We start from the raw sequence: 18382 nt of genomic DNA on the forward strand, positions 1-18382 counted from the left end.
AAATGAGAGATAATGGTTAGCGTTTTAGTAACCGGTTCCAAAGGGCAACTCGGACTTACTTTTCAAGACCTAACCCTCGATTTCCCAGAAGTTTCCTTTGATTTCAAAGCTTCAAAAGAACTTGATATAACACAAAGAGACCAAATCGCTGAAGCTTTTAGAAAAGGAAACTACAACTTTTGTATCAACTGTGCTGCCTTTACCAACGTGGAGGCCGCGGAAAGTAACGCTGAAGAAGCTTTTAAGGTCAATGCGGAAGCTGTGGAAGATTTGGCTCAGATTTGTAAGCAGCATGGCGTGGTTTTGATCCATATATCAACCGACTATGTTTTTGATGGGGAAAAGAAGGATGCTTACACCGTGAAAGACAACCCCAATCCGATAAATGAGTATGGTAAATCCAAACTGGCGGGAGAAACATTGATTCAGGAATGGCACCCCGAACATTACATTGTCCGCACGTCTTGGTTGTACAGCAAAAGACATGGACACAACTTTTATAAAACCATCCTTAAAAAAGCGCAGGCGGGGGAGGAACTACATATCACAGATGCCCAAAGGGGCTGCCCAACCAATTCGGAGGCATTGGCCCATTTTATTTTGAACGAAATTGTATTGGGCAATAAGCCCTTTGGAATCTATCACTTCGCAGATGGTGACCCGATGACTTGGTATGCATTTGCAGAGCAGATACTTCAAGAAAATGGTTTGATTGAAACCGCCAAACTTGTTTTGGACACGAATTATCGTACTTTAGCAAAGAGACCTAAAAATAGTGTTCTCCGTTAACCTAACCATTAACAAAAAGATAAGGGGACTACTGGTATGGAAAAGCAGACTCCCAAAAAAATTTTAATCACAGGAGGGGCGGGATTTATTGGTTCCCATGTGGTGAGAAGATTTGTTTCCCGATATAATAACTACACGATTTATAATCTGGACGCACTCACATATGCGGGAAATTTAGAAAACCTAATAGATGTAGAGGACGCTCCCAACTACCAATTTATCAAGGGAGACATCACAGATTCCGAGTTCATCAACGAACTATTTTCCAAATATAAGTTTGATGGGGTGATTCATTTGGCAGCGGAATCCCATGTGGATCGGTCCATTTCCGACCCTATGTCCTTTGTACGCACAAACGTTTTGGGAACCGTCAATTTATTGAATGCCTCCCTGTCGTTGGCACGCAACAACAAGGACTTTCTATTTTATCATATCAGTACCGATGAGGTTTTCGGAAGTCTGGGAGAAAATGGCTTTTTTACGGAAGAAACGGCCTATGATCCAAATTCGCCCTATTCTGCATCCAAGGCGAGTTCTGATCATTTTGTAAGAGCATACGGCGAAACCTACGGACTGCCTTATGTGGTTTCCAATTGCTCCAACAATTACGGGCCCAATCAGTTCCCAGAAAAATTGATTCCCTTGTTCATTCACAATATCATACAGAATAAGACGTTGCCCGTGTATGGTGATGGAAATTATACCCGCGATTGGCTATTTGTAAAAGATCACGCTAGGGCCATCGACCTTATTTTTCATGGAGGAGAAAAAGGGGAAACCTACAATGTTGGAGGTTTTAATGAATGGAAAAATATAGATTTGACAAGATTGTTGTGCGGATTGCTGGACGAAAAATTGCACAGGGAGGAAGGAACATCGGCCAAATTGATAACCTTTGTCAAAGACCGCCCAGGTCATGATGTAAGGTATGCCATAGATGCCTCTAAAATCAATCGAAATTTAGGTTGGGAGCCCTCCGTCACCTTTGAGGAGGGGTTAAAAGAGACAATAGATTGGTATTTTGATAACCAACAATGGCTGGACCATGTGACATCCGGGGATTATCGAGAATATTACCAAAAACAATATCAAGAACACAACTCATGAAGGGAATCATCTTGGCAGGGGGAACGGGAAGTAGATTGCATCCACTGACTTTATCTGTGAGCAAGCAGTTGATGCCTATCTACGATAAGCCGATGATTTACTACCCATTGTCCACCTTAATGTATGCTGGCATTAGGGACATATTGATTATTTCCACTCCCAAAGACCTACCTTTATTCAAAGATTTATTGGGCGACGGCACCCAGTACGGGTGTTCGTTTGTTTATGAGGTTCAAGAGGCACCTAATGGGTTGGCGGAAGCTTTTATCATTGGAGAAGACTTTATAGGAACGGATGAGGTAGCCCTTGTTTTAGGGGACAACATTTTTTATGGGTCTGGGCTATCAGATCTGATGCAAAAAAACAATGACCCGGAGGGTGGCATCATCTACGCATACCGGGTAAATGACCCCGAGCGGTATGGAGTGGTGACTTTTGATGAAGAGGGCAAGGCCATCAGCATAGAGGAAAAACCCAAAGAACCCAAATCCAACTATGTGGTGCCCGGAATCTATTTTTACGACAATGAAGTCGTTTCCATAGCCAAAAACATACAACCGAGTACTAGGGGTGAGTTGGAGATTACCGATGTAAACCGTGCTTATTTGGAAAAGGGGAAGCTCAGAGTCAGTATTCTGGACAGGGGTACCGCTTGGTTGGATACAGGAACTTTCCAGGCACTCTTGCAAGCCTCCCAGTTTATCGAAGTAATCGAGGAGCGGCAAGGACTCGTTGTGGGCTCTATTGAAGCGGCAGCTTTTGAGATGGGATATATTGACAAAACCCAATTTAAAACGTTGGTGGAGCCTTTGATGAAAAGTGGTTATGGAATAAGATTAATGGGAATTTTGAATAAAAACCTATGATCAAGGCAACAGAAACAAAGCTTAAAGGATGTTTTGTGTTAGAACCACAAGTATTTGAAGATGAGCGTGGTTATTTTTTTGAAAGCTATAACCATAAAGCATTTTGTAAGGCCATAGGCGAAGAGGTACATTTTGTGCAGGACAACCGATCTTTTTCGAAAAAGGGGGTTTTAAGAGGACTCCATTTTCAAAAAGGGGAACATGCCCAAGCCAAGTTGGTTACGGTGCTCTCGGGAAGAATTCAGGATGTGGTGGTGGATTTGCGTAAAGATTCTCCTACCTTTGCCCAGCATTTTTCCATAGAACTGGATGCTGCAAGTAAAAAACAGCTTTTTGTTCCAAGAGGTTTTGCTCATGGTTTTTTAACGTTGAGCGAGTCAGCAGAGGTTTTTTATAAATGTGATAATTATTATAACAAAGAGGCTGAAGGGGGCATTAAGTATGATGATTCTGTGCTAAGTGTGAAATGGATTTTAAAAGAAGATGTAATATCCACCTCACCTAAAGACAAGACATTAAATACCTTTAGTAACAATATTATTCGATAAGCTCGGTAGCAATAAAACCTAGGTTTTATTGTTTTTTAAAATAAAAACTGTCTTTTAGACCGCAGTAAAACACTTATATTTAATACGATTGTAAACAAATCACAATTTAATGGATTTTGAAGGAAAATCAATTTTAATTACAGGAGGAACTGGTTCGCTTGGGAAAGCGTTAACCAAACATATTTTTGAAAAACATCCTGATGTTCGTAGACTAATAATTTTTTCAAGAGATGAGCAAAAGCAATTTCAAATGGCTCAGGAATATCCTCAAGAAAAATTTCCGCAGATACGATTTTTCATTGGGGATGTAAGGGACAAGGACAGGTTGATAAGAGCTTTCAAGGGAGTTGATTATGTAATACATGCAGCGGCCATGAAACACGTCCATCTGGCAGAATACAACCCAGAAGAATGTATCAAAACAAACATTGGAGGGGCACAAAATGTTGTGGACGCTTGTTTTGAAACCAATGTCCAACGGGTAGTTGCCTTGTCAACGGATAAAGCATGCGCACCTATTAACTTATATGGAGCAACAAAACTTACCTCCGATAAATTGTTTATCGCGGCAAACAACATTAAAGGTCACAATCCAATAAAGTTCTCTGTTGTAAGATATGGAAATGTCATGGGCTCTAATGGTTCGGTTATACCTTTCTTTATCAAAAAGAGAGATCAGGAGGGGGTTTTGCCCATCACAGACCCAGAGATGACGCGTTTCAATATTTCTTTAATGGGCGGCGTTGAAATGGTCATGCACGCCTTGGAGCATGCTTGGGGAGGAGAACTATTCGTCCCAAAAATACCTTCATACAGAATAATGGACGTTGCTGAGGCCATAGGACCCGATTGTGAGAAACCTATTGTGGGAATAAGACCGGGAGAAAAAGTTCATGAAGAAATGATAACTCCGTCTGATTCATTTTATACTTATGATTTGGGCAAGTACTACGCTATACTACCTTCAACTCCAAATTGGAGCATGGAAGAATTCATTGAATCGTTTAACGCCAAAAAGGTGCCAAAAGGTTTTAGTTACAACTCAGGGAACAATGAAGTTTGGGAAAGTGTCGAAACCTTAAGAGAGTTGATAAAAAATCATGTAGACCCAACATTTTCTGTATAGATGAAATCAATGGACCCAATACCCTATGGAAGACAGGACATATCCGAAGAGGATATTGAGGCTGTGGTCTCCACATTGAAAGCAGATTTTTTAACACAAGGACCAAAAGTACAGGAGTTTGAAGAAGCTTTTGCTAATTATGTGGGGTCTAAATATGCAGTTGCGGTAAATAATGCAACGTCGGGACTGCACCTTGCGGTTCTTTCTTTGGGCCTGAAAAAGGGCGACCGAATCATAACGACTCCAATAACTTTTGCTGCTTCCGCTAACTGTGCCAGATATGTAGGGGCGGAAGTATGGTTTGCGGACATTGACCCTGAAACTTATTTATTGTCCTTGGACAATACTAGAAAGCTACTGGAAAGTAAGCCAAAAGGGTTTTTTAAGGGGATAATTCCGGTGGATTTCGCAGGTTTACCAGTAGATGTTGAAGCATTTAGAGAACTTGCAGATGAGTTTGGCCTATGGATTGTTGAAGATGCGTGTCATGCTCCTGGAGGTTATTTCATAGATTCTTCTGGAAAACGGCAAATGTGTGGCAATTCAAACTATTCAGATGTATGCGTATTCTCTTTTCATCCCGTTAAGCATATAGCTTGTGGTGAAGGAGGAATGGTAACAACTAACGATGAAGAGATTTACAATAAGCTTTCTTTGTTGCGAACCCATGGCATAACCAAAGACAGAATGGAAGAAGATCATGGTGGGTGGTTTTATGAAATGCAACAATTGGGGTTCAACTACAGATTAACTGATATTCAGTCTGCACTAGGCATAACGCAACTGAGAAAAAACCCAGTTGGCGTGCATAAAAGAAATCAAATTGCGGAGCGTTATAAAGAGGCTTTTGAAGGAAAGATAAAATACCAGAAAGTTCCTCAAAATAGTTACAATGCGCATCATCTATTTGTAATTGAGGTAGAAGACCGAAAAGGCCTCTATGACTATTTAAGGCAGCACAACATATTTGCACAGATCCATTACATCCCAGTGCATAAACTGCCCTACTATAATCGAATTGGCTATAGTGACGCTGATTTGTCAAACGCAGAAACCTACTATTCAAGATGTATTAGCTTGCCTATGTATCCTACTTTGGAGGAAAAAGAGCAAGAATTTGTGATTGAAAAAGTACTTGATTTTTGTGATGAGTAACCTATGTATAATACCAGCAAGGGGTGGAAGTAAAAGAATACCACGTAAAAATATAAAGTCTTTTTTGGGAAAACCTATCATTGCATATTCTATTGAGGCTGCATTAATGAGCAATCTGTTCGATGAGGTTATGGTTTCTACGGATGATAAAGAAATTGCTTCAATTGCTGTCAAATATGGAGCAAAAGTTCCTTTTCTTCGCAGCAAAGAGAATTCGGATGATTTTGCGACTACATTCGATGTAATAAAAGAAAGTTTAGACAATTATAATAGACAGGGTAAGTTTTTTGAGCATGTATGTTGTCTTTACCCGTGCGCCCCTTTTGTTACTTCCAACAGCTTAAAAAATGCTCTTTTAAAATTAAATGACGAAAGTCAGGCCGTTATTCCGATTGTGAGGTTTTCATTTCCTGTTCAGAGGGCCTTTAAGATAAGAGGAACCTACTTAAAGTATATTTATCCTGAGTTTGAAAAATCAAGAAGCCAAGATTTAGAAGTAACCTACCACGACGCAGGTCAATACTATTTTTTTAAACCCCAAGCCATTTTAAATCAGAAAACCTTGATGCCAACAAACACAACTTTTATTGAACTGGATGAATTCCATGTCCAGGACATTGATACAGAGATGGATTGGAAATTGGCTGAATTAAAATATCAACTTAGTCAGAATGAAATTTCCTAATGCATACCCATTTCTAGAAAAAAGCAGCATCTTCTTTGAAGACTTTGCTTTAGTGCCGATTAGATACCAAGACAGGGTTAATATTATGAAGTGGCGAAATGAACAGATTTACCATTTAAGACAATCTGAACCACTAACCAAAAAAAATCAAGATAAGTATTTTAAATCCGTTGTCGCTAAACTGTTTATACAAGAAAAACCTGATCAAGTACTTTTCTCGTTTCTTAAAGATGATATTTGTATTGGTTATGGTGGGCTGGTCCACATAAATTGGATAGATAAACATGCAGAGATTTCGTTTATAATGGACACAAGTTTGGAGAAAATCGATTTTCACAAAAACTGGTCCATCTTTTTGTCTTTGATTGAAGAAGTGGCGTTTAAAGGATTATTTCTTCATAAGATTTTTGTTTATGCATTTGATTTGCGGCCACATTTGTATGAAACATTAAAAAAGAGCAATTATTTTTTGGACGCAAGATTAATTGAGCACTGCTATTTTGATGGTAGTTTTAAGGATGTTGTTATATATTCAAAATTATCGGGGCAATGAGGTTAGGGCTTTTGATTAGTGGAGGTTTGGGAAGCATTGTATTGAGCCAATTGCAAAGGTCGCACCAATTGATTTTTGTAATGACAGATAAAAGGTCTTCTGAGATTATCAACTTTTGCGAAAAATCAGGTATAAAAACCTATATAGGTAACCCAAGACGTGGAAATTGTTCAGAGTTTATTCGAAATGTCGACATCGACGTTTTGATATCCGTAAATTATTTGTTTCTTATAGAGGCGGACTTAATTAATTTACCTAAAAAATGTGCATTCAACATACATGGGTCTCTATTGCCCAAGTATAGGGGCAGAACGCCACATGTTTGGGCCATAATAAACGATGAGAAGTGGACTGGCATCACGGCCCACCTTATTGACGAGGGATGTGATACGGGAGAAATTCTTGAACAACATAGAATAAGAATTGAACCAAATGATACAGGTGCAAGCGTTTTGGAAAAATACGCTAACGCATATCCGGTTTTGCTTAACTCGGTTTTAGAGAGCATTAGTAAGAACCATTTGAAACCAAGACCCCAGAAGGTTGAGGAGGCTACTTATTTTGGAAAAAGAACTCCAGAAGATGGACTGATAAACTGGGATTGGCATAGAAAGAGAATCCATAATTGGATTCGCGCACAGTCACCGCCTTATCCTGGCGCCTTTAGTATTGTCAACAATAGGAGAATAGTTTTTGAATCAAGTACCTATAGTAACCTTGGATTTCATTATGAAACAAAAAACGGCACTATTTTATCAGTATCGCCTTTGATTGTTAAAACGCCCAATGGCGCATTAGAATTACATTTACATAAGAAGTCAGATGCTCAAATTCTTAAAGTGAATCAGCAATTTGAATGATAATACATAAAACATGAAAATAGATAATTTTGAAATAAATGAAACGTCCCCTTGCTTTATCATTGCTGAATTATCGGCTAACCATAATGGGGATATTGAGATAGCCAAGAAAACAATAATTGCGGCAAAAGAGGCAGGAGCTAACGCGATAAAGCTCCAAACATATACTCCTGACACATTAACAATCGATTGTGACAACGAGTACTTTCAAATTCATGAGGGAACTTTATGGGATGGAAAGACACTGTATGAGCTTTATGGTGAGGCCTATACACCTTGGGAGTGGCATGAAGAACTTTTTAAATTGGCAAAGAGTGAAGGAATGATTTGCTTCTCGTCTCCTTTTGATAAATCTGCGGTTGACTTTTTGGAAGAATTAAATGTTCCTGCATACAAAATTGCTTCTTTTGAGATCCAAGACATCCCGCTTATAGAATATGCTGCGTCAAAGAACAAACCAATGATTATGTCCACAGGAATTGCAAATTTAGAAGACATACAATTGGCAATTGACGCATGCCATAAAATGGGTAACCGTGAAATAATCTTGTTAAAGTGCACTTCTTCATATCCTGCTCCGTTAGAGTTAGCAAACCTTAAGACAATACCTGATTTAAAGGAAAGATTCAATGTTAAGGTTGGATTTAGTGATCATACTTATGGTAGCTTGGCCCCTACGGTAGCTGTTACCTTAGGAGCACGAGTCATTGAAAAACATTTCATTCTTGATAAATCCATTGGAGGTCCAGATGCAGACTTTTCATTGGATATGAATGAGTTCAAAGATATGGTTGATAAGGTTCGGGATACGGAAAGGTTATTAGGTACGGTTTCGTATGAAATTTCAGAAAAAGTCAGAAAAAACAGGAAATTCGCACGTTCTCTTTTTTTGGTTAGTGATGTAAAGGCGGGTGAAAGAATTACAGAGAACAATGTCCGGTCCATTAGGCCAGGTTATGGGATGCACCCAAAATTTTTGAATGAAGTACTGGGAAAAACATTTAGAGAAGATTATTTGAAAGGAACTCCTTTAAATGAGAAGATGATAAAATGAATATCTCGAGCTCAATCTGAGAACGGGAAGTTATTGTCTTTTTTCATATTTCCGACTTTGCTTGGTAAGGTCCTTTTTATTTTTAAAATAATGAAGCAAAAGATTGCAGTTGCGACGTTGAGAGGCCTATCCATGGGATTCAAATTTCTCTTGCTAATTTATCTTTCCAAAGAGTTGGCAGTGGACGAATATGGAACAATAAATCTTTTTTTTACTTCGATAACATTTTTCTTATTTATTGTAGGATTTGATTTTTACAATTATTCGCATAGAGAGATTTTGGAAAATGAAGAAGAACAGGTGGGCATGCTAATTAATCAATTGTTGTTCCATCTGTTTTGTTACGTCGCAATTGTTCCACTACTTTTTGTTTTGTTTTTAAATAATTTTATTCCTTTGGAGTATGGTATTCTTTTTTACCTAATATTGATTTTTGAGCATTTGTGTCAAGAAGCATTTAGGCTTTTTAATCTATTCAATAAATTCCATCATGCAAACTTTACTCTGTTTTTAAGAACAGCGGGTTGGATTGGCCCACTGGCCGTCCTGAACATTACGGGGTATTTGGGAGATTTAACCATCAAGAAAACATTGTTTTTTTGGCTGCTAGGTTCCGTTCTAAGTTTTATGTTCTGCGTTATTTATGTATTAGCTAAAAAAAAGCAGTACCTTATTCAAGGGCAAAAACTTTCAATTAGATGGAGATGGCTAAAAAAGGGAGTTAGAATCAGCACACCCTTTTTTATAGGTACTATTGCATATAAAGTGATCGAGTATTCTGATAGATTCGTAATAGATTATTTTTTAGGAAAAGAAAGCGTAGGTGTATACTCATTTTATGTGAATTTCGCTAACATCATCAATATAGTCGTTACTACTTTGACTTTCACCCTTTTGGTTCCTAATTTATTGAGGACAATTGCAGCAAAAAACGAAGTGGAAATCGAAGCAAAGATAAAGGCTTTGAAGAAGGAATTAACACGCACCACTTTGGTAGTAATTGCCATAGTAAGTATTAGTATTTTTCCGGTATTATCATGGTTGCAAAAACCAGAGTTCTTAGAAAGCTATCCTGTTTTTTTTATTACGGTTTTTAGTAACGGTATGCTAAACGCTTCCCTCTTTTACCATTATCTGCTTTATGGTTTTAAAAAGGATAAAGAAATATTTTACCCCATCTTAATAAGCTCTGTTCTTAATATTCTACTTAATTTATTGTTCATTAAAGCATTTGGAATATACGCGGCGGCAGGCTCTACTTTACTTAGTTATGGAGTCTTATGGTTTTTAAAAAGAAATAATTGGTTACATATAAGAAATAACTATGAGTAGTAAAATAAACAATGTTGCGGTCTTTATTGCTATTTCTCCAAGCCATATTAGCAGTTTTCAAAGTCTGATTAAATTTACCTTGAAAGAAACTCACCTTATCCTGCTAAATCCTGGCAATTTCAATTTTAATGAAAAACTATGGGATAAGGTTGTTCAGGGAGACTTAAATCTTAGGTACAGACCTAGGTCTTTTGTTAAAAAAGCGTTATTTCAGATAGAAAAGTTAAAAGGATATAAGAGATTTTATATCAAAGCTAAAAATATCATTGGGCAATCAAGCGTGAACCTATACTTCTGCCATTTTGAAGATGTTATCACAAATCATTTTGCCAATGAACTTTTAAAGAATAACCAAAATGAATTTTATGTGGTTGAAGACGGGATTCTAAATTACTACATGCCTAAAGTCAACTACAGGAGTTTGTTTTTTAAAAAGATACTTTGTTCGTTAATTGGATTAAAATTCAAAATATTCTACGATCATCCCACACAAATATTCAAGAGCTGGGTCAATGCACAATACGTTAGAATGCCAGAGAAAGCAATATGTCCGGATAAATCCATATTCTTACCTTTTGAGCCTATTGACTATCAACCCAATTCGGAAAACGTTTTAATTATTGGCCAAGATATTAGACAAGAGATTGATGGTAAAGAGGAGTATTCTCAAAAATTGGAAAAGCTCTTTAATCATGTTCTCGATAAAGTAGGAGACAGAAAAATTTATTACAAACCTCATAGAAATGGAGACGTTAAAACGGCAGAGAACCTTCTGAAAAAGGTTTTTGGCCAATACCTACTTTATGATGACCCTACTCCTGTTGAAGAGTGCTTGGGCCAATTGCTTCCCAAAAACATTTTCTCTTTTGAATCAACGGCAATCCTTAATATAAAACTGGCATTAAAGCGGGATAACGTTAACTTGTATGTGTTTCCTTATATGGATGATTTTCCTGAAATAGGAGAACTGTATAAAAACCTTGAAATTTCTATTTTGAATGACATTAGCCATTAATGTTACGGTCCTTATATGTTTAATTATCTTTTTGTATTATACAATAAAGACAAAGTGGAAGCTATTTTTCCTATATGGAATGTTGGTTTTCCAGGCGTTGACCATTATACCTTCATTAATTTATATCGAAGAAGGAATATATATAAGCGAGCAAGGGCGAGATAGCTTTTTTGTTGGTGCCACATTCTTCTACTTATTATATTTTGTTTTCACCTTTTTTTTTATATCACTTACTTTCAATAGCTTAAGGTCTTATGATATTTCGGCAATAAAGATTAAACTTGGCAAAACTAATATTGATTCAAAAGTTGTTCTCTTAGTTGCATTATTGTCCTTGTTCATATTATTGGTTAATGCTGCACAGTCCAAGCTTCCAATTTTTGATGATTCGGTGACACGATTCACGTATTGGAAAAATTCGCAATACCCATTCTTAAATAAAATTTTCGGAAACGTTTCGGTTTTTATTCCTTTTTGCCTAGGAATTGTTTTTAAGAAGCATAGGAAAACAGCTATTTTTCTTATGGTGGTGTACTTTGCTTATAATTTTACAATAGGGCAAAAGTTTTCTCCCATTGTTTCGGGACTTTATGCGTTTATTTTACCGAATGCGCTAACCTATGCGCCAGAAAAGGTAAATCTTAGAAAATTCATTAATATAAAGACGATAATCGCTGTAATCCTAATTTTTGGATCGTCATATTATGTCATCTACAAGCGATATGAAAATAATCCCCCGTACAGATATATAGGCATTAGCAATCCAAACGAAGCAATTGTTTATAGAGCATTTGGCCTTCAGGGACATTTATTTTGGGGAACCGTTGAAACCTACATGGTAAATTCCGGTGAGCACACATATGACCTAAGTGATTTGGAATATGGTATGCATGAATTAATGTATCAGTTCATGCCCAACAGGGAAGTCCTTGACGAGGCAAAACAGAAAGGGGCTAGCTATACAAATGGATATCCAAGTATACTATTGATGATTTACCCTGCTTGGCTTGCTTTACTAGTCCATATATTTTTTTCAATAACAATTTTAGGGTTGCTAGGTTGGTTGTTGTACAAGTTCATAATTAAAGAAGCATATATTGTATCAGTAATTACGTTTCAGTTTTTTAATTGGGCAATGTATGCCTTTACTATGGGGTATTTTTACAAACTAAAAATTCCGATACTGTTTATTCTGATTTACCTGTTTTTAGCGTTTATTCTTTTTCGTATTAAAAAGAAGGAAAATATAATTCCAACAAATTGATTTTGACGAAGAGCAAATAACGAATCGTAAGAACTAAAACACATGATAAATACCAATCGATTAGTTAGTTATTCTTTTATTCTTCTAATGGCCACGCTGCCTTTCCCGATGATTTTGGCCCCTCTTGCGCTTGCAATTTTCGTTTTGATGGTAATTCTTGATTTCAAAAGGGATGAATCACTCCAGGTGCCTAAGCACAACAGATTTTTTTATGTGTTTTACATATATTACTTATTGATTGTAGTTGGACTTTTTTACTCCTATGAGGAGGGCTTAAAATATAGTAGAATCGCCTCTCAACTACCAATGCTTGTATTGCCAATGACTATTTCAGTGGCTCGGCTATCAAGCAATCAAATACAATTGGCTAAAAGAATTTTCGTTTGGAGTTGTTTTCTTTTTTGTTTAGTGGCCTTTATAAGTTTGGGGTATAATTTTTATGTTAATCACGAACATAGATTGAACTACAATTTTGTGCAAAGATCAATGTATCACTTTCATTACCCATATGATGCATTGTATATCAATATTGCTTACGTTTTCCTGCTGACAGAGAGGAAGCTCAAACAATATATTGAGATAATGGCGTTAGTCTTTTTTATTTTCATTTTTCTTTCGGGTGTAAGAATAGGGGCCTTTAGTTTTTTGTTGATTAGTATTGTTTATTTTGGCAGAAATTGGAAAACGATAATAAAGCCAAGTTTTTTTTTGAAAATAGCTCTTTTACTAGTTGTTGCAGTTGTTGCTTTAAACTCATCTAAGTATGCTAAGGACAAGCTTTTTGACACCTTGTCCAACTTGGGATTTGGAACTGAAGAGTATGTTTCTGAAGTTGGAGAAGATTATCACAAAATGTCTCTTCGCACTAAACTTTGGAGTAGTTCAATTTCTTTAATCGAGGAAAAGCCTTTAATGGGATACGGACCCAATGGGTCTCAGCGTTTTTTGGATGAAAAATATATTGAGAATGGTTATGGGGACTTGAAAGGGCTTAATTCTCACAATCAATTTTTAACAACAACATTAAATCATGGAATATTGGGGTTAATAACTTTATTGTCCATTTTTTTGCTAACCTTAAAAATTGGAGTTAAACAAAAAAGTATGCAAACTATACTTTGTGTAATGGTGTTGTTTTTAGCTTTTATGACCGAATCTGTCTTGATAAGACAAAAAGGCGTATTCCTTTTTGCGATTATTATGAGTTTGATTCTGAAAACAAGAATGGAAGTTCATAAAACGTAAATCGAATTACTCCTTCTTTAATGAGACAGTAAAATAGAACAAATCAGCATCTTCGTTTTTTATGTGTGAACCCTGTTTTTCAGGGTCATGAATTTTTGCATCGGATATAATGTACAACCTCTTGTCCCTGGTCAAATCAATACTTTTTGGATATCCGTAGAACCAATGATCTGAGGGAATAGGGCGGGCAATAGAAGTGCTTAAGTCATAAGCTTTAGAATCCTTTAAGACCGCCTTAGCTGATTGAGTATATATTCTTATGCTGTTTTTCTCATTCTTGCTGGTTTGATATAAGTATCGAGAATTTCCCATAACCTCCAATATCTTGTCAGATTCAGAATAGGTTAGTGAAATAGGACTTCGAACTGAATATTCGAAATCATCAAAAATGTTGGTCGGTCCATCATATTTATAGTCAACCCCATTTTTTGAGCTGAACTGAAAAAAAGAGGGTTCACCTAAATCACCCTTACCGTTTCTACATAGAATTATACTTTGGTTATTGTCTAGCAAAACCTCAAAAGGTTCCTGCAGATTTTTGTCTGGAGCGTGGATTATTGTTTTCTCTGAGAGATTAACAACGAAATTGTCATTTGAATGGTATTTTTTTATGACACCGTTTTCAAACGCAATTAAAAATGAATTCGTTTTGCCACTTTGACCTATTGTTCCAAATGGTTGGTTAAATACACCCTCCGTATTACGTATTGGTTTGTAATTGCCCCAATCGAGGCCATTTTTACTTTTAATGTAGCCAGCATCTATGGTTTTTTGTCTTTGATCATCATATCTTCTAAAAACAACAATAACCTCTCCAGAAGCTAACTGACCCACCACAAGGTTTCGATCATCATATTTGCTATTGTAAACAGCAAATTCATCTCCCCAACTATTGCCGTTATCCTCGGATAGCTTACCCATTATTTCCCCAGAATTACTTACATGGGAAAAACTAGGGTCTTTTCTATACAATACCAAAATATTGCCATTAGGTAACCTTGCAAGTCCTCCTTCTGCAACATGCCCTTCAGAGGCCAAGATTTTAAGATCGCTTATTTTGTATTTTTCGGTGTTTTGTAATGCTTTATTATCTACCGTATGGCATGAAAAAAAAGTTGACACGAAAAAAATCACAAAAAAACTAGAATAATTCATTTAGGAATCTATTGCATTGGTATAAATTGCTTTTAAGCTCTCGAAATTTTTCTTTTGGTCAAACATCTGATTACACCGGTCCACTGAATTCTTCCCCATTTCCAATAAAACATTTTTTTGGTGACGAAGCAAGTTTAAATGCTTAACAAAACATAGTGAATCATCACATAAAAAGCCGTTATACCCATTTTCAACTGCATCTTTATTGCCAACTACATTTGTGGCGATAATTGGCTTGCCTAGCGCCATAGATTCAATTATGGTGAATGGCAATCCTTCCCACAGTGAAGTTTGAATATAAACGTCAAATGTGTTGACCAACTTCATGGCCTCATCATGAGTCTTCCAACCGGTTACATGTATATTTTTTGAAGTCAACTCAGTTTGTAATTGACCGGCACCAATCCATATGAACTCAATTTCTGGTAGTTTCTTGGCAATTTCATTAAAAAGCTTAGGGTTTTTCTGTGGGCTTAATCGCCCCATAGTACCCACCCTAAACTTGTTTTTTTCAATTACGGTATTATACTTTAACAATTTATTTGGTGAGACACCATTTCTTACCAATTTAGCCTTTCCAATTCTTTTAGCATGTTCATATTCGGTATCTCCACAGGCAATGGTTGTCCCTCCGAAAAATTTAGTAATCCACTTTTCAACTAGAAAGAAGAACCTTTTTTTACCTTTTCCGATATCTTGGCGTAAAAAGGAATACCCATTGGGAGTATAGTAAACTTTGGCTTTTCCATAAAAAACGGATGCTATCCTGCCTAAGATGCTTGCCTTTGAAGAATGAAGGTGAATAACATCAGGCTGTATTTTTCTAATCTCCTTAATAAGGGAAACAATGGCTTGGTAATCAGACTTGATATCTATTTCCCTAGACATGGGAACCTGCTTTAAAGTAGTGCGCTGGGAAAAATCCTTCTTTATTTTTTCAAAGTCTGTTCCATTTCTGTTCGGACTATATATTACATAACTTTCAAATCTGGATTCATCGTCAAAAAAGCTGCATATTTCCTTAACATAATTATAGACGCCCGCGGCAAAAGGTTCTGTTATATGTAAAACTCTAATTTTTTTCATACAGACAAAAATAAACTATTTTTAACCCGAAAAATTGAACATGAAAAGCAAAACGGCAATAATTATTGGAGGTTCTGGCTATATTGGAACAAATCTGCTTAAACATTTACTTGCGAACAACAGATTTGAGCACTACATCGTCATGGACATAAAACCTCTGAAAGGGTTTGAGGATGAAATTAGCTCTGGAAGATTGGAATACATGTTCGCCGATGTGCGAAAAGAACTACCGAACTTAGGGAGGGTTTTGGACGGCAAGAAGTCTTGGGTCTTCAATTTTGCAGCTGTTCATCGGGAACCTGGTCACGAATTTAGAGAATATTTTGACACCAACGTTCCTGGAGCAATTCATATAAATGCCTTTGCAGAAAGATTGGAGATAATGAATATCTTCTTTACCAGTAGTATAGCCCCTTATGGTAGGTCAATGAATCAAAGTACCGAAAAAACAAATCTGTATCCTGAAACAGGCTACGGGATTTCTAAGGCATTGGCCGAACAGACACATCAAAAATGGCTTGAACGTGACAAGCAGAATAGAAGGCTGATCATCGTTAGACCAAGTGTGATATATGGCCCGAATGACCCGGGGAATGTTTATAGAATGATTAAGGCGCTGAAAAGAGGGACTTTTATCTTACCTAATGGAGGAAAAGTGATTAAGGCATATGGTTATGTTCACGGCCTTATAGATAGTATGTTATTTACAATGGACACCATTGACGAGCCTCAAATTATTTATAATTATGCGGAAAACCCACTTGTGCCGTTAAAGGAAATGACAAAAATAGTTAAACGAAAACTGGGCTATTCAAAACCTACACTTTCGGTTTCAACTACTATTTTGGCTTTAATTGCCAGTGTTTATCAAATACTCGTAAAGCTAACGGGAAAAAAAACCGATATTCATCCAGTTAGGGTAAAAAAGGCTGGTTTTCCAACCAACATAAAGCCACAGTACTTAATCGATAATGGCTTTGAGTTTAAGTATGGCTTTGAAAAGTCTTTGGAGCATTGGAAAACAGTTGCGCCAGAGGATTTTTAATTATCCGTACTTCTAAGTGCCTTTACGTAGCATTGTTTACTATTATTGATATAAAACAACTTTTAATTTGTTCTTTAGCAACCATAGATATTCCGGACTTATAGTCCCTATTTCACTTATCATCGACTTGATGGTAATCAACCTATTGGCCTATTACTTACCACTTCAATTTAGGTACCCATTGCTTTTTCACTCATATGTAACAGTGGCATGGACGGTTATTGCATTCAAAGTTCAGTTTTATTCAATATATAGATATAGCAAGGTTACTCATGTTTTGGCGCTTTTGTTCCGTCAATTTTTCTTCTTCTTTTTAATTCAGTATGCGTTCATTGGTTTTTTTAAGCAACCCAATATGAGTCGTTTGGCCATAGCCGAGTACCTTTTGATTTCACTCGTTTTAGTTTCTACTATTAAGTTTTTGAACTATTACATATTGATGAAATATCGGGAACGAATAAAAGGCAATATTAGAAATGTGGTTGTCTTGGGTAAGAACAAAAAGACCGACCAACTGATTTCAGTATTTAAGGAACACCCCGAATATGGCTACAATTTTGTGAAACAGTTTTCCTTAAAAGATGAGGATTATAATGTTGAGACATGTTTTGAATTTATTCTGAACAATAAAATTGACGAAATATACTGCTCCGTGTCAGAAGTAAGTAATAGTCTTACAATAAAGATTATCAATTTTGCCGATAACAATTTAAGAACGGTTAAGTTCTTGCCCGACAATAAAAACATATTTTCCAAGAAACTAAAGTTCGAATATTACGATTATATCCCTGTACTTTCCTTAAGGGACATTCCTCTGGACAATCCCATAAATGCCTTTATTAAAAGAACCTTTGATATTGCTTTCTCCTTATTGGTCATTCTAGGCCTACTATCGTGGTTGACCCCAATTTTGGCACTACTGATCACACTGGAATCCAAAGGTCCTGTTTTTTTTAGGCAAACAAGAAACGGAATCGACAACAGAGAATTCTATTGTTATAAATTTAGGTCCATGGCGCCCAACAAAAACGCCGATGATATTCAAGCCACCAAAAATGATATGCGGGTCACCAAAATCGGCAGATTTATTCGAAAAACAAGTATAGATGAACTTCCCCAGTTTTATAATGTATTGTTCGGAACCATGTCCGTGGTAGGCCCGAGACCGCACATGGTAAAGCATACCAATGAATATGCCAGCAGTGTGGACAAATACATGGTTCGTCATTTTGTAAAGCCAGGTATTACGGGGTTGGCTCAGGTAAGAGGCTATAGGGGAGAAGTGGAGACTGAATCTGATATCCAAAACCGTATTAAATTTGATATATTCTATATAGAAAACTGGTCCATTTTCTTGGATTTAAAGATTATTGTACAAACCATTCTAAATGCCTTTAAAGGCGAAGAGAAAGCTTATTAAACCTGAAATTTTGAATACTTGACGATAAAACTTTTATCCCGTGTTTGTAAAGATTATGTTTGTAAAATAAAGAACCG

18 protein-coding genes are annotated in these 18382 nt (G+C 36.6%); 16 read left to right on the top strand and 2 right to left on the bottom strand.

The features are described from left to right. Positions 1-12: 12 nt before the first annotated feature. From rfbD to GGE08_RS02160, 14 genes are all read left to right on the top strand, one after another. Complete coding sequence (gene rfbD, locus GGE08_RS02095) at positions 13-789, top strand: dTDP-4-dehydrorhamnose reductase (RefSeq protein WP_179383251.1); 777 nt, start codon at positions 13-15, stop codon at positions 787-789. A gap of 36 nt (positions 790-825) precedes the next feature. Then, positions 826-1896, top strand: a complete 1071-nt coding sequence (gene rfbB / locus GGE08_RS02100) for a dTDP-glucose 4,6-dehydratase (RefSeq protein WP_179383252.1) — start codon at positions 826-828, stop codon at positions 1894-1896. After that, complete coding sequence (rfbA, locus tag GGE08_RS02105; protein ID WP_179383253.1) at positions 1893-2762, top strand: glucose-1-phosphate thymidylyltransferase RfbA; 870 nt, start codon at positions 1893-1895, stop codon at positions 2760-2762. The genes rfbB and rfbA overlap by 4 nt, the downstream gene beginning before the upstream one ends. Next, on the top strand, positions 2762-3310 hold the full coding sequence (gene rfbC / locus GGE08_RS02110; RefSeq protein ID WP_409553423.1) for a dTDP-4-dehydrorhamnose 3,5-epimerase: 549 nt from the start codon (positions 2762-2764) through the stop codon (positions 3308-3310). Before rfbA ends, rfbC begins: the two co-directional genes overlap by 1 nt. A 109-nt stretch (positions 3311-3419) precedes the next feature. Next, complete coding sequence (pseB, locus tag GGE08_RS02115; protein WP_179383255.1) at positions 3420-4436, top strand: UDP-N-acetylglucosamine 4,6-dehydratase (inverting); 1017 nt, start codon at positions 3420-3422, stop codon at positions 4434-4436. Continuing rightward, positions 4437-5591: a UDP-4-amino-4,6-dideoxy-N-acetyl-beta-L-altrosamine transaminase gene (gene pseC / locus GGE08_RS02120; RefSeq protein ID WP_257023934.1), complete on the top strand. Its 1155-nt coding sequence runs from the start codon at positions 4437-4439 to the stop codon at positions 5589-5591. Beyond that, positions 5560-6276, top strand: a complete 717-nt coding sequence (pseF, locus tag GGE08_RS02125; RefSeq protein ID WP_257023935.1) for a pseudaminic acid cytidylyltransferase — start codon at positions 5560-5562, stop codon at positions 6274-6276. The genes pseC and pseF overlap by 32 nt, the downstream gene beginning before the upstream one ends. Then, positions 6263-6829 (top strand): GNAT family N-acetyltransferase, encoded by a 567-nt coding sequence (locus GGE08_RS02130; protein ID WP_179383256.1) that lies wholly within the window; start codon positions 6263-6265, stop codon positions 6827-6829. Before pseF ends, GGE08_RS02130 begins: the two co-directional genes overlap by 14 nt. Positions 6830-6909: 80 nt before the next feature. Then, the gene (locus GGE08_RS02135; RefSeq protein ID WP_179383257.1) at positions 6910-7689 is read left to right on the top strand and encodes a methionyl-tRNA formyltransferase; all 780 of its coding nucleotides are present in this window, start codon (positions 6910-6912) and stop codon (positions 7687-7689) included. A 13-nt stretch (positions 7690-7702) separates the two neighbouring features. Then, complete coding sequence (pseI, locus tag GGE08_RS02140) at positions 7703-8743, top strand: pseudaminic acid synthase (protein WP_179383258.1); 1041 nt, start codon at positions 7703-7705, stop codon at positions 8741-8743. Positions 8744-8833: 90 nt separating this feature from the next. Next, entirely contained in the window at positions 8834-10075 is a 1242-nt protein-coding gene (locus tag GGE08_RS02145) for an oligosaccharide flippase family protein (protein WP_179383259.1), read from the top strand. After that, positions 10068-11090, top strand: a complete 1023-nt coding sequence (locus GGE08_RS02150) for a hypothetical protein (protein ID WP_179383260.1) — start codon at positions 10068-10070, stop codon at positions 11088-11090. Before GGE08_RS02145 ends, GGE08_RS02150 begins: the two co-directional genes overlap by 8 nt. After that, positions 11074-12354: a DUF6418 domain-containing protein gene (locus GGE08_RS02155; RefSeq protein WP_179383261.1), complete on the top strand. Its 1281-nt coding sequence runs from the start codon at positions 11074-11076 to the stop codon at positions 12352-12354. The genes GGE08_RS02150 and GGE08_RS02155 overlap by 17 nt, the downstream gene beginning before the upstream one ends. 42 nt (positions 12355-12396) lie before the next feature. Then, a complete protein-coding gene (locus tag GGE08_RS02160; RefSeq protein WP_179383262.1) occupies positions 12397-13599 on the top strand; it encodes an O-antigen ligase in 1203 nt (400 codons plus the stop codon). Positions 13600-13605: 6 nt separating this feature from the next. Here the strand turns inward: GGE08_RS02160 and GGE08_RS02165 are convergent, their stop codons facing one another. Together GGE08_RS02165 and GGE08_RS02170 are read right to left on the bottom strand one after the other, a co-directional pair. Next, positions 13606-14754: a sialidase family protein gene (locus tag GGE08_RS02165; RefSeq protein WP_179383263.1), complete on the bottom strand. Its 1149-nt coding sequence runs from the start codon at positions 14752-14754 to the stop codon at positions 13606-13608. After that, on the bottom strand, positions 14755-15840 hold the full coding sequence (locus GGE08_RS02170; protein ID WP_179383264.1) for a glycosyltransferase: 1086 nt from the start codon (positions 15838-15840) through the stop codon (positions 14755-14757). It abuts the gene before it with no gap. Between the two features lie 40 nt (positions 15841-15880). On the opposite strand from GGE08_RS02170, the gene GGE08_RS02175 reads away from it, so the two are divergent. Continuing rightward, complete coding sequence (locus GGE08_RS02175) at positions 15881-16885, top strand: NAD(P)-dependent oxidoreductase (protein ID WP_179383265.1); 1005 nt, start codon at positions 15881-15883, stop codon at positions 16883-16885. Between the two features lie 130 nt (positions 16886-17015). Beyond that, positions 17016-18305 carry an undecaprenyl-phosphate glucose phosphotransferase gene (locus tag GGE08_RS02180; protein ID WP_179383741.1) on the top strand — a complete coding sequence of 430 codons (1290 nt, stop codon included), beginning with the start codon at positions 17016-17018 and terminating at the stop codon, positions 18303-18305. Positions 18306-18382 lie beyond the last annotated feature (77 nt).

It is taken from the genome of Allomuricauda sp. ARW1Y1 (assembly GCF_013407935.1).
Classification (GTDB): Bacteria; Bacteroidota; Bacteroidia; order Flavobacteriales; family Flavobacteriaceae; genus Flagellimonas.